Source organism: Halomonas sp. PAMB 3232 (assembly GCF_031954225.1).
Classification (GTDB): Bacteria; Pseudomonadota; Gammaproteobacteria; order Pseudomonadales; family Halomonadaceae; genus Vreelandella.
Map to the genome: position 1 here is coordinate 1707277 of NZ_CP134865.1, position 14448 is coordinate 1721724.

General features: G+C 62.6%; 15 protein-coding genes. 7 read left to right on the forward strand and 8 right to left on the reverse strand.

Annotation, left to right across the window (positions count from 1 at the left end; genetic code table 11):
• Positions 1–53: 53 nt before the first annotated feature.
• Both RN346_RS07740 and RN346_RS07745 read left to right on the forward strand, forming a co-directional pair.
• Positions 54–869, forward strand: coding sequence for an amidohydrolase (locus tag RN346_RS07740; protein WP_311962616.1), 816 nt, complete (start codon positions 54–56; stop codon positions 867–869).
• Positions 869–1573 (forward strand): pseudouridine synthase, encoded by a 705-nt coding sequence (locus RN346_RS07745; protein ID WP_311960737.1) that lies wholly within the window; start codon positions 869–871, stop codon positions 1571–1573. The genes RN346_RS07740 and RN346_RS07745 overlap by 1 nt, the downstream gene beginning before the upstream one ends.
• A gap of 207 nt (positions 1574–1780) precedes the next feature.
• On the opposite strand, the gene RN346_RS07750 is transcribed toward RN346_RS07745, so the two are convergent.
• The 6 genes from RN346_RS07750 to gloB all read right to left on the reverse strand — a co-directional run bounded on the left by RN346_RS07750 (position 1781) and on the right by gloB (position 9539).
• A complete protein-coding gene (locus RN346_RS07750; RefSeq protein WP_311962617.1) occupies positions 1781–3373 on the reverse strand; it encodes a dipeptide ABC transporter ATP-binding protein in 1593 nt (530 codons plus the stop codon).
• On the reverse strand, positions 3366–4436 hold the full coding sequence (locus RN346_RS07755; protein WP_263584193.1) for an ABC transporter permease: 1071 nt from the start codon (positions 4434–4436) through the stop codon (positions 3366–3368). The genes RN346_RS07750 and RN346_RS07755 overlap by 8 nt, the downstream gene beginning before the upstream one ends.
• A 2-nt stretch (positions 4437–4438) precedes the next feature.
• The gene (locus tag RN346_RS07760) at positions 4439–5512 is read right to left on the reverse strand and encodes a microcin C ABC transporter permease YejB (protein WP_263584192.1); all 1074 of its coding nucleotides are present in this window, start codon (positions 5510–5512) and stop codon (positions 4439–4441) included.
• Between the two features lie 30 nt (positions 5513–5542).
• Positions 5543–7399: an extracellular solute-binding protein gene (locus tag RN346_RS07765; RefSeq protein ID WP_409335791.1), complete on the reverse strand. Its 1857-nt coding sequence runs from the start codon at positions 7397–7399 to the stop codon at positions 5543–5545.
• 115 nt (positions 7400–7514) lie between these two features.
• Positions 7515–8747, reverse strand: a complete 1233-nt coding sequence (locus RN346_RS07770; RefSeq protein ID WP_263584190.1) for a transglycosylase SLT domain-containing protein — start codon at positions 8745–8747, stop codon at positions 7515–7517.
• A gap of 24 nt (positions 8748–8771) precedes the next feature.
• The gene (gene gloB, locus RN346_RS07775; RefSeq protein ID WP_311962619.1) at positions 8772–9539 is read right to left on the reverse strand and encodes a hydroxyacylglutathione hydrolase; all 768 of its coding nucleotides are present in this window, start codon (positions 9537–9539) and stop codon (positions 8772–8774) included.
• A 112-nt stretch (positions 9540–9651) separates the two neighbouring features.
• Here gloB and RN346_RS07780 point away from each other — a divergent pair, with 112 nt between their 5' ends.
• The 4 genes from RN346_RS07780 to nudC are packed head-to-tail and all read left to right on the forward strand — an operon-like array spanning position 9652 to position 12446.
• Positions 9652–10446 carry a methyltransferase domain-containing protein gene (locus RN346_RS07780; protein WP_311960741.1) on the forward strand — a complete coding sequence of 265 codons (795 nt, stop codon included), beginning with the start codon at positions 9652–9654 and terminating at the stop codon, positions 10444–10446.
• Complete coding sequence (gene rnhA / locus RN346_RS07785; RefSeq protein ID WP_311962620.1) at positions 10443–10928, forward strand: ribonuclease HI; 486 nt, start codon at positions 10443–10445, stop codon at positions 10926–10928. Before RN346_RS07780 ends, rnhA begins: the two co-directional genes overlap by 4 nt.
• A complete protein-coding gene (dnaQ, locus tag RN346_RS07790) occupies positions 10916–11653 on the forward strand; it encodes a DNA polymerase III subunit epsilon (protein WP_311962621.1) in 738 nt (245 codons plus the stop codon). Before rnhA ends, dnaQ begins: the two co-directional genes overlap by 13 nt.
• Positions 11646–12446, forward strand: a complete 801-nt coding sequence (gene nudC / locus RN346_RS07795; RefSeq protein ID WP_311962622.1) for an NAD(+) diphosphatase — start codon at positions 11646–11648, stop codon at positions 12444–12446. The genes dnaQ and nudC overlap by 8 nt, the downstream gene beginning before the upstream one ends.
• Before the next feature lie 4 nt (positions 12447–12450).
• On the opposite strand, the gene RN346_RS07800 is transcribed toward nudC, so the two are convergent.
• A complete protein-coding gene (locus tag RN346_RS07800; protein WP_263584184.1) occupies positions 12451–12762 on the reverse strand; it encodes an SCP2 sterol-binding domain-containing protein in 312 nt (103 codons plus the stop codon).
• Positions 12763–12957: 195 nt separating this feature from the next.
• On the opposite strand from RN346_RS07800, the gene sohB reads away from it, so the two are divergent.
• Positions 12958–13998 (forward strand): protease SohB, encoded by a 1041-nt coding sequence (sohB, locus tag RN346_RS07805; RefSeq protein ID WP_311962623.1) that lies wholly within the window; start codon positions 12958–12960, stop codon positions 13996–13998.
• Between the two features lie 26 nt (positions 13999–14024).
• Here the strand turns inward: sohB and RN346_RS07810 are convergent, their stop codons facing one another.
• Positions 14025–14345, reverse strand: a complete 321-nt coding sequence (locus RN346_RS07810; RefSeq protein WP_263584182.1) for a metalloregulator ArsR/SmtB family transcription factor — start codon at positions 14343–14345, stop codon at positions 14025–14027.
• Positions 14346–14448: the final 103 nt, after the last annotated feature.

The window sequence follows — 14448 nt, forward strand, 5'->3', positions numbered from 1 at the left end:
TAATCTAGCACACAATGTCATCATTCATCGGTAGAGCAACAAGGAGACCCGGTATGGCCGAGTTGAAAACGAGCCTGGTGCAGTGCGACCTGCGCTGGGAAGACCCCAAGGCCAATCACACGCATCTTCAAACGCTACTTGGCGAGCTCGACGGCCGCGATACCGACCTGATCGTGCTGCCGGAAATGTTTGCCACCGGCTTTACCATGAACTCCCGAGACATGGCCCAGCCCATGGCGCAGAGCGAGAGCGTGGCTTGGCTCTTGGACCAGGCGAAGGCGCGCGACTGCGTGATCACCGGGAGCGTGGCAATCGTCGATGACGGTGAGTACTACAACCGCATGATCTGGGCCACTCCGGACGGCAAGATCGACTATTACGACAAGCGCCATCTGTTTCGCATGGCCGGCGAGCACGAGCGTTACGGTATGGGCCGCGAGCGCAAACTCGTCGAACTCAAGGGCTTCAAAATCCTGCTCAGCGTCTGCTACGACCTGCGCTTTCCAGTCTGGTCGCGCCAGCAGCCGGGCGAGGGCGAGCACTTCGAGTACGACGCGCTTTTGTGCGTGGCCAACTGGCCGGCGCCGCGGCGCAATCCCTGGCGTACGCTGCTTCAGGCGCGGGCCGTCGAGAACCTGAGCTACGTCATCGGCGTCAACCGCGTGGGCGAAGACGCCAAGGGGCTCGCCTACAGCGGCGATTCGATGCTGGTCGACTTCAAGGGCGAGCCGCTCATTGACCGGCCCGCGCATAGCGCCTTCATTGAAACCGGCACGCTCGATAAAACCGCCCTCGATGAATTTCGTGAGAAGTTTCCCGCCTGGCAGGACGCGGACCGCTTCGAGCTTTTGCCAGGAGTGGGCCAGTAATGCGTCTGGATCGTTTTCTTAGTGAAACCACCGAACTCACGCGAAGCCTGGCCAAGCGCGCGCTCAAAAATGGCGAAGTGACGCTCAACGGCGAACCGGTCAAGCAGGCATCCATTCACGTCGATACCGCCCAGGATGTCATCGAGTTAAGCGGTGAACGGCTGGCGCTCGTTGGGCTTCGTTACGTGATGCTCCACAAGCCCGAAGACGTGGAGTGCACCGCACGGCGCGGGCTCTACCCGCGCGCGATAGATTTGATCGATCTGCCCAGGGCGGAGCGGCTACAGCCGGTCGGGCGCCTCGATGTGGATACCACCGGGCTTTTGCTGTTGACCGATGACGGACAGTGGTCTCACCGCATCACCTCACCGAAGCACCGCTGTGCCAAGGTTTACATTGCTGACCTTGCCGAGCCCGTCGAAGGGGCCGCAGCAGAGCGCGCCGTTGCGCAAATCGCCGAAGGCGTGCTGCTCGATGACGACGATACGCCTACCGCACCGGCGACACTCGAATTTCTGAGCCCGACGCGGGCATCGCTTGTGATCACCGAGGGACGCTATCACCAGGTCAAGCGGATGTTCGCCGCGCTCGGCAACCGCGTGGTGTCGCTTCATCGTCAATCGATCGGGCCGATCGCGCTGCCCGACGAACTCGCCCCGGGCGAGTGGCGCGAACTGACGGCGGAGGAGATAGCGCGTTTCTGAGTATTTCAGAGGCCACCCATAACTGCGTACTCACAAGCTCAATTTATACCGTTATCTTGCCTGTTGGCTACAAGCTGCAAAGTAGTGGCGAAATTGGAAATCGTTAAACAGAGTTTTCGAGCAGTGCTATGCACCGGTCATGAAAACCGGTGCATTTGAGTCGACGCAATGCCCGTTTTGGGCTGAAACCCGTTTTAGTCGCGCCTGCTAGGGTTCTACGGCAGCGAGCTGAGCGGCGTCGAGCAGCGCGCGGGTGTAGGCGTGCTGCGGGTTTGCCAGCACCTCGTTGGTGGGCCCCTGTTCGACGACTTCGCCATCCTTTAATACCAGTACGCGGTGCGCCATGGCGCGGACCACGGCCAGGTCGTGGCTGATGAACAGGTAGCTGAGCTGGCGCTTGGCCTGCAGCTCGCGCAGAAGGGCGATGAGCTGCTTTTGCACCGTGCGGTCCAGCGCCGAGGTCGGCTCGTCCAGCACCAGAAGCTCGGGCTCCAGAATGATCGCCCGGGCCACCGCGATGCGCTGGCGCTGGCCGCCGGAGAACTCATGCGGGTAGCGCGCCGCACAGCTTTCGGGCAAACCCACCTCCTTGAGCGTGTGCGTCACGCGGCGCGCGACCTCTTCGCTTGAGAGTTTTGGGTAGTGAAAGCGCAGCCCTTCGCTGACGATATCGAACACCGACATACGCGGTGACAGCGCCCCGTAAGGGTCCTGAAACACCATCTGCAGGCGGTGGCGCTCGGCTCTCAAGGCGCGACCGCCCAGCGTACCCAGCGGCGTCTCGCCCAGGGTGATTTCACCCCGAGAGGGCACCAAACGCATGATCGCCGAGGCCAGTGTCGTTTTGCCAGAGCCGGATTCGCCCACCACGCCTAGGGTTTCCCCCGGGGCGATGTCGAGGTCTACAGTTTTGACTGCCTCGAACGCGGGGCGCTTGCGTTTGAATAGCCCGGCGGCGGGGCGCTCGAAGCGCACGCTGAGCCCGCGGGCACGCAAAAGCGGCTTGGTGGCGCTGACCGGCGCTGGCTGCCCGGTAGGCTCGGCATCGATCAGCGCCTGGGTATAGGCGCTTTGTGGGTGGCGAAACACCTCCTCGACCCGGCCGGTCTCCTCGACGCGGCCCGCCTTCATGACACACACCCGCTCGGCGAAGCGGCGTACCAGGTTCAGGTCGTGGGTGATGAACAGCATGCCCATGCCGTACTCGTCGCGAAGTGCTTTCAACAGCGCCAGAATCTCCTGCTGCACGGTAACGTCGAGCGCGGTGGTGGGTTCGTCGGCGATCAAGAGGGCCGGGTTGTTGGCGATCGCCATGGCGATCATCACCCGCTGGCGCTGCCCACCGGAAAGCTGGTGCGGCCAGGCACTCAAAAGCTCGTCGGCGCGGGGCAGTTTGACCTGCTCCAGTAGCTCCTTCGCCCGCCGGTGGGCGGCCTGGCCTCTCAATCCCTGATGCAAGCGCAGCGCCTCAAACAACTGCTTGCCGATGCGGTGCAGCGGATTCAGTGAGGTCATGGGCTCCTGAAACACGAAGCCCACGCGGCTGCCGCGAAGTCCGCTCCACTGCGCCTTGCTTTGACGGTTGAGGTCGGTGCCCTCCAGCCAGCGCTCGCCGCTCACCCGGGCGCTGGCGGGCAGCAGATCGATCGCTCCCAGCGCCGACACCGACTTGCCCGAGCCGGATTCCCCCACGATCGCCAGCGTTTCGCCGCGATGAACCTCGAGTGAAAGCCCGTCCACCACCGGCTGACCGTCGAAGGCAACGCTAAAATGGTCGAGGCGAAAAAGCGGTTCAGGCATGCGAGGCTCCCGGCGCAGGCGTGGCGCCGTGGCTGACGTGGCGAGGATCGAAAGCGTCTCTCAAACCCTCGCCGATGAACACCAGCAGCGAGAGCATGATGGCAAGCGTCATGAAGGCCGTGATGCCAAGCCAGGGCGCGTGCAGGTTGTTCTTGCCCTGGGCCGCCAGCTCACCAAGCGAGGGCGCGCCCGGCGGCAGGCCAAAGCCGAGAAAGTCCAGCGCGGTTAGCGTGCCGATGGCACCAGTGAACAGAAACGGGATGAAGGTGAGCGTGGCGACCATGGCGTTGGGGAGCACGTGGCGCCACATGATCAGCCGTGAGGGTAGCCCCATGGCTTTGGCCGCGCGCACGTACTCCAAATTACGCGCGCGCAGAAACTCGGCGCGCACGATATCGACGAGCCCCAGCCAGGAGAAGAGCAGCATGATGCCCAACAGCCACCAGAATCCGGGTTGCACGAAGCTTGCCAGAATGATCAGTAGAAACAGCACCGGAAGCCCCGACCAGATCTCGGTAATGCGCTGGCCGATCAGGTCCACCTTGCCGCCAAAATAGCCCTGCACGCCGCCGGCGAGTACGCCCATCACGATCGACCCGGCGGTGAGCACCAGGGCGAACGCCACCGACAAACGAAAGCCGTAAATGACCCGAGCCAGCACGTCGCGGCCCTGGTCGTCGGTGCCCAGCCAATGGCGCGAATCCGGCGGTGCCGGCGAGGGCCGGCTCATCTGCATGTCGAGCGTCTGATAGGAGAACGGAATCAGCGGCCACAGCGCCCAGCCGTTGTCCGCGATCTGCTCGCGAATGAAGGGGTCGAGGTAGTCGGTGCGGGTCGGTAAGAAGCCGCCGAACTCGGTTTCCGGGTAGTCGATGAGAAGTGGGGCGTACCATTGGCCATCGAAGTGCATAACCAGCGGCTTATCGTTGGCGATCAGCTCGGAGGCTAAGCTTACGACGAACAGTACGCCAAAGATCCAGAGCGAGACCCGGGCGCGGCGGTTGGCGCGAAACGCCGCCAAGCGGCGTCGGGTAATGGGCGAGAGGCGGTGAGCAGCGGCCATGGTCAGGACTCCCTGGTCGCAAAGTCGATGCGCGGATCGACCCAGACGTAGGTCAAATCGGACAGCAGCTTCAATAGCAGCCCGATGACGGTATAGAGAAACAGCGTGCCGAAAATCACCGGGTAGTCGCGCTGCATCACCGCTTCGAAGCCGAGCAGGCCCAGCCCGTCGAGCGAGAAGATGACCTCGATCAAGAGCGCCCCGGTGAAGAAAATGCCGATCAGCGCCGCGGGAAGACCCGCGATGATGATCAGCATCGCATTACGAAACACGTGGCCGTAGAGAATGCGATTTTCGCTTGCGCCCTTGGCGCGGGCGGTGAGCACGTACTGCTTGTGGATCTCGTCGAGAAAGCTGTTCTTGGTCAGCATGGTGAGCGTGGCGAAGCTGCCAATCGCGGTGGCCGCGACCGGCAGCGCAATGTGCCAGAAGTAGTCCTTGATTTTGCCAAGCGTCGAGAGCTCGTCGAAATTGGGCGAGGTGAGGCCTCTGAGCGGAAACCAGTCCAGGTAGCTGCCGCCGGCGAACACCACGATCAGCAGAATCGCGAATAGAAAGGCGGGGATCGCATAGCCCACGATGACAAGCCCCGAACTCCACACGTCAAAGCGCGAACCGTGGTGCAGCGCCTTGCGAATGCCCAGTGGGATCGAGATCACATAGACCAGCAGCGTGGACCAGAGCCCGAGCGAAATCGACACCGGCAGGCGCTCGATCATCAGGTCGATCACCGGGCGGTCGCGAAAGAAGCTGGTGCCGAAATCCAGCCGCGCGTAGTCCCACAGCATGGTGAAAAAGCGCTCGTGAGCGGGCTTGTCGAAGCCGAACTGCTGCTCGAGCTGTTCGATGAAGCGCGGGTCGATCCCTCGCGCCCCGCGGGAGTCGTCGTTGACCTGGATGTCGGCGCCGCCCATGTCCAGTCGCGTGCTGGCCATGGCGTTCGCGCCTTCGAAGCGCGCCAACATCTGATCGATCGGCCCGCCTGGCGCGGCCTGCACGATGATGAAGTTGAGCAGCATGATCCCCAGCAGCGTGGGGATCATCAGCAGCAGTCGGCGAAGAGTGTAGCGGGCCACGGTGCGCTCCTGGCGGTGGTCGAAAAAGCCCTAGCGGTGGCGCTCGAGCCGGGCTTCGCGTTCGCGGTCCACCCACCAGGCGTCGAGGTCCATGGCGTAGGCGGGAAACGGCTCCGGATAGCCGAACTTGTCCCACACGGCGATACGCGTCTCGCCGGAGTAGTAGTGCGGGATGGCATAAAAGCCCCAGCGCAGCACGCGATCCAGCGCTCTTGTCGCGGTGTCGAGCTCCTCGCGGTCGGAGGCCGAGATGATGTGGTCGACCAGATCGTCCACCGCCGGGTGGGCCAGCGCCATGCGGTTGCGGCTTTGCGGCGCCTCGGCGGCGGCGCTCGTCCAATAGTCGCGCTGCTCGTTGCCCGGGTTGTTCGACTGCGGATAGTGGCTGATGACGATATCGTAGTCGTAGTTGCGCACCCGGTTCAGGTACTGGTTGATATCGACGATGCGCATCGAGGTCTCGATACCGAGGCGCGCCATGTTCCGGAGCATCGGCTGCACCACGCGCTCGAGCGCGGCGTCATACATCAGCACTTCCAGCCGCAGCGGCCTGCCCGTTTCACGGTGGATCAGCTCGCCGTCCTCCACCTCGTAGCCGGCCTCGCGCAAAAGCGTGAGCGCCCGGCGCAGGCGTTCGCGAAGCGCGGTAGGCTCATCAATGGGCAGCGGCTCGGTGAAAAGCCGATCCGAGCCGTGGGAGGCCAGCAGTTCCTCACGGTGCGGCTCCAGAAGCGCAAGCTCGGCTTGCGAGGGCAGCCCGGTCGCTGCCATCTCCGAGTCCTGGAAGTAGCTTTCGGTACGCTGGTAGGCGTTGTAGAAAATATTGGTATTGAGCCAGGGGAAATCGAAGGTGAGCGAGAGCGCCTCGCGTACCCGCGGATCCTGGAATTTCTCTTTTTTCAGGTTGAAAACGAAGGCCTGCATCATGGCCGGGTTGACGTCCGGCACGGTGATACGCTTGATCAACCCGTCGTTGTAGGCGGGAAAGTCGTAGCCGATCGCCCAGGTCGCCGCGCGGGCGTCTTCGCGAAAATCGATCAGTCCCGCCTTGAACGCCTCCCAGGCGATATCGCGGTCGCGGTAGTAGTCGTAGACGATGCGATCGAAATTGTAGCGGCCGATATTGACCGGCAGGTCCTTGCCCCAGTAGTTCTCGTCGCGCTCGAACACGATACGCCGGCCCGGGTCGACCTCGCCGATGCGGTAGGGCCCGGAGCCCGGGTGGGCGGCGAGGGTGGGCGAGGTAAAATCCCTGGGCTCCCAGTAGTGGCGCGGCAGGATCGGCAGCTGCGCCACGATCAGCGGAAGCTCTCGGGAGGTGGTGTCGCTGAACTCGAAGCGTACCTGGTGCTCGCTCTGGGCGATCACGTTCGAGACCCCCGCGTAGTAGCTGGCAAAAAACGGGTTACCCTCTTCGCGCAACAGGTTGAACGTAAACACCACGTCGTAGGCGGTAACCGGTTCGTTGTCCTGAAAGCGCGCCTCCGGGCGCAGGTCGAACTCGATCCACTCGCGCTCCGGGTCCAGGCGCACGCCTTCGGCGAGAAGCCCGTAGAGGCTGAAGGGCTCGTTCGGGTTGCTCGCCATGAGGGTATCATAGACGTAGCTGCTCACCCCAGTGGCAGGGGTGCCGCGAATGATGAACGGGTTGGTCGAATCGAAGCTCGACCCCACCGAGGTGTGCACGATGGAGCCGCCCTTCGGCGCCTGGGGATTGACGTGGGGAAAGTAGGCGAAGCCGTCGTCAAGCTCCGGGCTATCGTAGAGCGAGAGCGCATGAGTGGTTTCGACCATCGCACTTTCGGGTTCGTCCAGAAGCGCCTGGGGCACGTGCTCGCTCTGCGCCAGCGCCGGTAGCGCTAGCGCCCAGGCGGTAAGCGCCAGCACGCGCAAGCTCGTTACCCGTAAGCGCTTTATCCAAAAGCTCTTTACAAAGGCCACACCGCTTCGCATCGAGGATGTCCTTGGGGTTAAAAAGTCACGACGCAGCAGCCTGAAAGCGTTATGTGTTGCTCTCCTGACGCGCCGACAGTGCCAAAAGCTGGCCCGGCTGGATCGCACTCGGCCGCTCGAGTGCATTCCAGCGAATCAGGTCGCGCTGGTCAAGATTATAGCGCGCAGCGATGGCAGAAAGGCTATCGCCGCTTTCAACGCGATGCACCGACGGCGTCTGCGTCGAGGCGAGCACCGGGGCGCTGTTTTGCGAAAGCTCGGCGATTAGCGCGGTGTCGGCCTCCTCGGGAACCAGCAGCGTCTGGGCGCTGCGCGGGCCGGCCTGTGCCGCCAGAAGCCCCGGGTTCAGCTCCACCAGACGCTGCTGGCTGACGTCCAAAAGGGCCGACGCCTCGGCCAGGCTCAAGGGCGTTGCCAGCTGCACCTTGGCGAAGGCCGGCGAGGCGTGAATGTCGGGTAGCGTCACGCCGTAGCGCTCAGGATCCTGAATGATGGTCGAAATCGCCTTGAGCTTGGGCACGTACTGCAGCGTCTCCGAAGGCAGACTGAGATCCCAGTAGCTGCCTTCCAGCCCTTGTCCCTGGGCGCGGCGCACCGCCTTGTTCACCGTACCGGCGCCAGCATTATAGGCGGCAAGCGAGAGCATCATGTCGCCGTGGTACCACTGCTCGGCCTGGGATTCGAGATAGTCGAGCGCCGCCTGGGTCGAGGTTAGCACGTCCAGCCGGCCGTCGTAGCGGCTGTTGCGGGTCAAGCCCAGCGCGTCGCCGGTCCGTGGCATGAACTGCCAGAGCCCCGCCGCGCCCATGTGGCTTTTCGCGCTGGGGTCAAACGAGCTTTCCACAAAAGGAATCAGCGCAAGCTCGCCGGGCAAGCCGCGTTCGCTGACCTGCTCGGTGATATAGGCAAGCCAAGGCGTTGCCCGCTCGATAATGGCGACGATGTTTTCCGGGCGCGCGCGGTAGTGTTCGATCCACTCGTCGACACGGGCCTGGGCGTCCGGGCGCAGTGTTTTGTCCTGCCACTGAAAGGAGGTGCGAAGCGTGGTCCAGACGCTTTGCGGCTCCAGAGTGAGTGAATCCCAAAAGTGAGCGTGATAGGCATCGAGTCTGGCCGGGCGCTCGGCGGCGCGCTGTGAAACGCTCGGCGCGGTTGGGGCCGGCGTGAAAGTCGGGCGGTTGGCAGAGGCTTCGGAGTTCGTCGCAGCGGCCATCAAAAGGCCCATGATGACGGTGCTGCCAGCGCTTAGCACAAAGCGCTGGCGAATCGTTTGATAGGTCATAGCAAATCTTGTCGGGTAAAGGCGTTAGAAACGGTTTTTCCACTCGCGAAGCGTGGTAAACGTCGCGAGGTCGTCACCATTTGGGCCCTGTTCCCCGGCGGCGCGGCGCACGCTGTCGGTGCCCACGCGCAGATAGGGATTGATGGCAAGCTCGCGCCCAATGGTGCTTGGGAGGGTGGGGCGATCCATCGCACGCGCTTTCTCGCACTCATCCAGTGCGTTGGGAATGGCCTTGTTGTCCGGGTCGGCCGCCCGGGCGAAGGTGAGGTTGGCCTTCGTATATTCATGCCCGCCAAACACCAGCGTATCGTCGGGAAGTTTGGCAAGCGTTTGGAGCGAGGCGTGCATCTGCGCGGGCTCGCCTTCGAACAGCCGCCCGCAGCCGGCGCAAAAGAGCGTGTCGCCGCAAAACAGAAGCGCTGGAATGCCCGCGGCAAAGTAGCTCACATGATCCAGGGTGTGGCCGGGGGTGGCGATGACCTCGAACATGCGGCCCATGACGCGAATTTCGTCGCCGTGACCGACCACCTCATCGAGTCCTTCGATGGTGGAGTCCTTCGGGCCGATGACGTGAGGCGAATAGCGTTTTTTGAGCTCCTTGATCCCACCGGTATGGTCGTGATGGTGGTGGGTGATCAGCATAGTGGCGAGCGTCAGGCCCTCACGCTCCAGAAGCTCGATGACGGGGGCGGCTTCACCGGGGTCCACGACACAAACGTTGGGGCTGGTATCCTGTCTTAGCAACCAAATATAGTTGTCGCTAAGGGCGGGAATCGGTGTCACGCTCATCATGGGCGAGATCCTTTAACGTTTTTCAAAACGCTACTGCGTGTGCCTGCCGCGTCTGCAAGAATTCGCACGTAGCCGCGCAAAAAAGTCGCTACTTTGGAGGGAAGCGCGTTTCATGTCAAATTCCCCGATGGCCGCAGAGCTTGCTCGGCGTATGGTCCAAAGCCAACCTTATTGGCAGGGCCCGGCGGGTCGCTCGCTTTGGGAAGCCCAGCGCGCCTGCCTTGGGCCGGTAGTCGAAAATCGCCGCGGCCAGCACTGCCTGGAGATGAGCATGGGCCGTTCGCTGATGTCGCTTTCTCAAATTCCTCATCGCGTGCGCTGGGCGCCGACTCATGAGCTTGCCGAGTCGGACTCGACACTGGTGTGTCCGCCGGACTGCTTTGCGCTGCCGGAGCGGTCCATGGATACCGTGATCCTCCATCACTGGCTCGAACAGCTGCCGGATGCCCACTTCACACTCAAGGAAGCCGCCCGGGTGACGAGTGACCACGGCGTACTGGTACTATTTGGCTTCAACCCACTGTGCGCCAGCGGGCTTTTGAAGCGCCGGCGCCAGGGCCACTCGGCGTTTCCTTTCAACGGTGACTGGCAGGGCGTGAACCGGCTGCGCGACTGGCTGGCGTTTGTCGACTTCGAGGTGAAACGCGTAGACTACTGCTGTTTTCGCGCCCGTATGAGCGCAGCCTGTGGCGAGCGCTGGGAGGCCTGGGGGCGGCGCCATAACCTGCCGCTGGGGCAAAGCTACATGATCCAGGCCTGCCGGCGAGAGCGCGGCGCGCCTATCGAGCGGGTTCGGTTCAAGCTGCCCTCGCGGGCGCCGTCCTCATCGCTTGGCGCCTCGCGCCACGGTGCCCGACTTGCGCCCCCAGGCGAATCCTCCTCTCGTATGTCAAAGGAACGTCAGTGACCAAGCAAGACAAAGAGCCCCGTGTGGTGGTGTACACCGACGGCGCCTGCCGTGGAAATCCAGGCCCCGGCGGCTGGGGCGTGGTACTTGAAAGCGGCCCGCACCAAAAGACCCTCAAGGGATTCGAGCCGCAGACCACCAACAATCGTATGGAGCTGATGGCCGCCATCATGGCGCTGCGCACGCTCAACACTGCCTGTCGGGTCGAGCTCTGGACCGACTCCCAGTACGTGCGCCAGGGCATTACCCAGTGGATTCACAACTGGATCAAGCGCGGCTGGAAAACTGCCTCGAAGCAGCCGGTCAAAAACGCCGAGCTTTGGAAAACCCTGCACGAAGAGACCAGGCGTCACCGCGTCGAGTGGCACTGGATCAAGGGACACAGCGGTCACCCGGGCAACGAAAAAGCCGATGACCTGGCCAACGAAGCGATCGATGAGGCCAGCGACGATCAGAAAAGGAGTAGCGCATGCGGCAAGTAATCCTCGACACCGAAACCACGGGTATCGAAACCCGAGACGGCCACCGCATGGTCGAGATCGGCGCGGTAGAGATGATCAACCGCCGCCTGACCGGACGCACCTATCACCAGTACATCAACCCGGAGCGCCACATCGACGCAGAAGTCGTGGCGGTCCACGGTATTGACGACGCGAAGGTGGCCAACGAGCCGGTGTTTTCCCAGATCGCCGATGAGTTCTGGGCGTTCATCGAAGGGGCGGAGCTGGTCATACACAACGCACCGTTCGACGTAGGCTTTATCGATCACGAGCTGAACCTGGCCAATCAGCGTCGCCAGGGCCCGGCGCTTGGCCCGGTGCGCGATCACTGTCGCGTGCTCGATACGCTGACCATGGCGCGCCAGATGCACCCGGGCCAGCGCAACAGCTTGGACGCGCTGTGCAAGCGTTATGATATCGACAACGGCCACCGCGTCCTTCACGGCGCTCTGCTTGACGCCGAGATTCTCGCCGACGTCTATCTGGCGATGACCGGCGGCCAGACCGCGCTTAGCCTCGATGCCGAAGCGAGCGCCGAGCGCGAAGAGTCTTCCGCGGCAAGCGAGGGGCTATCGATCCAGCGCCTGTCGCTTAAGCCCGGCGCGCTCAAGGTGGTTCGCCCCACCGAGGAAGAGGAGGCGGCCCACGCTGCCAAGTGCCAGGCGCATTCGCTTCACTGGCTTGAGAGCGCTACCCCCAATGCTTAAACGCAACATCCCCCTGAATGCCGGCGAAGGCCATGTGATTCGCCTGGCGCGTGGGCGGCTGGCGCCCGGCGTCAGCACGCAAGAGGGTACGCTGACGCCGCTTCAGCCGTGGCAGCCCTGGAGCGCCGATATGCAGCCGCTTTGCTACTGGGACGACGAGCCGGTGGCGCTCTCTATCGAGCAAACGCCGCAGGAGGGCTGGATCGAAGGTCGGGAGTGGCTTTCGCTACTGCCGGAGAGCTGGTTCAGCCTGCTGTCGACGGCGCTGCAGGTGAGCGCTTGGCTCGACAACCACCGCTTCTGCGGGCGTTGCGGCGCACAGGCAACGCGGCTGGGCGCCGAGTTCGCCATGCACTGCGACGCCTGCGGTCACCGCAACTATCCGCGCATCTCGCCCTGTATCATCACGCTGGTAACCCGGGGGGAGGCAATGCTGCTGGCGCGTAGCCCGCGCTTTGCACCCGGGCGCTACTCCACGCTTGCCGGCTTCATCGAACCCGGCGAATCGGCGGAGGAGGCGGTTCACCGCGAGGTGTTTGAAGAGGTGGGTGTGTACATCGATAATCTGCGCTACCACAAGAGCCAGGCGTGGCCGTTTCCGCATTCGCTGATGCTGGGCTACTTTGCCGAGGCCACGACCCGGCGCATCCACATTGACGGCGTCGAGATCAGCGATGCGGCCTGGTTTTCACCGCGCAAGCTGCCAACGCTTCCTCCGGCCTACTCCATTTCCCGCGAGTTGATCGAGACACACCTGGCGCGCGTGCGCGGCGACGACTACTTGACTGAATAGGCGTCTACTGGCTGGGGAACAGGCTCGTCAGTTTGGTTGCCAGCATGACGTTGCCAGAGGCCTTGAGTTTACCGCTCATGAACGCGCTCATGCCGCTGATGTCGCCGGTCATGATGCCGCGTAGCGTCTCCGTGCTGGTTGTCAACGTCACCGACGGGTCATCGTGCTCGCCTTCGTGAATGCCGAGGGTGCCGTCCTGAACGTGCAGGTAGTGGCTCTGCTCGTCAGTGAAGTGAAACTGAAAGATTTCATCCATGCCCTTCGCCGCTTGTGGGTCGAAGCGCGATTCGAGCTTTTCAAAGGTGGTCGAGGACATCGAGGGTTTCCTGTAGCGTGTCGTTTAAAAAATTGGGCGATGTTTCGCCACGATAGGAGGATACTGGATAGAAGGAGTCTAGCGTGGCGCCCGCGAAGAGCCTATTTAAAACACGCGTTTTAATCAAGCGAGTATATTGGGCTATCCTGGCTTCGTACTTGCGCATCGAGGCGTATCGACCCAAAGGAGAGGGACATGAGTGAATGGACGGCTGAGATAGGCACCTTTCTGGTTCAGAGCGTGATTCTTACCCTGCTGGTGCTGTTGGCAGGCTTTCTTCTCATGCGCGGAAAACGTGGTGGGGAGCGCGGCGCCTCGCTAAAGGTCGAGTCGCTCAACGATCAGCGCCGCGCGCGCAACCGGCGGCTCAAGGTGAACGCCACCGCTCAGGGCGCGCGTAAGAAGCTGATCAAGCAGCTGCGCCGCGAGGAGAAGGAGCGCCAGAAAACGGCCAAAAAGAGCGAAGAGGGCGCGGCCGCGCGCCTCTGGGTGCTCGATTTTCACGGCGATATCAAGGCCTCTCGCACCGAGCAGTTCGCCGAGGAAGTATCGGCGGTGATCGAAGTGGCGGGCGCTCAGGATGAAGCGGTGATCCGTCTCGAGTCCGGCGGCGGGCTGGTGCATGCCTATGGGCTTGCCGCCGCACAGCTCGACCGACTTCGCGAGGCGGGTATTACCACCACGGTGTGTATCGACAAGGTCGCCGCCAGCGGTGGCTACATGATGGCGTGCACGGCGCATCATATAAAGGCCGCACCCTTTGCGGTGATCGGCTCGATCGGCGTGGTCGCCCAGGTGCCCAACATCCATCGTTTGTTGAAACGCAATGATATCGACGTCGAGATGCTCACCGCCGGGCGCTACAAACGCACGCTGACGGTGCTGGGTGAAAACACCGAAGAGGGCCGGGCCAAGTTCATCGACGATCTTGAAAATACGCATAAACTCTTCAAGCAGTACGTGGCCCGTCATCGTCCGGCCCTGGATATCGACCGCTTGGCCACCGGCGAGATCTGGTACGGCAGCGAAGCGCTGGACGAGCGGCTGATCGATAGCGTCGGCACCAGCGAAGCGTATCTGGTCGAGCGCATGAAAGAGGTGGAGGCGTTCACGGTCAAGCTCGAGCCGCCCAACACCCTGGGGCGGCGCATTAGTGTCGCAGTATCCAGCGGTATCGAGCAGGCCGTGACCAAAGCGCTGGGCGCTATCGACGCGACCGGCTGGCAGCGGCGTTAGCGCCTGTCGATATCGGTCTTTGAAAATCAAGCCGCGTAGTGAAGCGCCAGGGCGGAAAGTATCGCCCTGGCGCTTTCGCTTTTGAGCGAGTAATAGATGGTTTGCGACTCCCGCCGGGTTTGTACCAGCCCATCGCGACGCAGAATGGCCAGATGCTGGGAAAGCGCGGACTGGCTTAGCGCAAGCTGCTGGTTGATCTGCGTGACCGAAAGTTCGGCCTCGGCCAGCAGGCAAAGAATCTGCAAGCGTTTTTCATTGGCGAGCGCCTTGAGAAGCAGGGTGCCCGCTTCCAACGCCTGCCCATTATGCTCGAGAAGGCGAGCGGCGGCGCTTGAGTGAGTAGCCATGGTTTTCTCCTTGCCGAGACGAGGGAAACGCGTGTTCCCGTCAAAATGCCATCGCGGCGATGCGGTTTGGTAGCGGTCAGCGGTCTTTCGTTGAAATATTGTT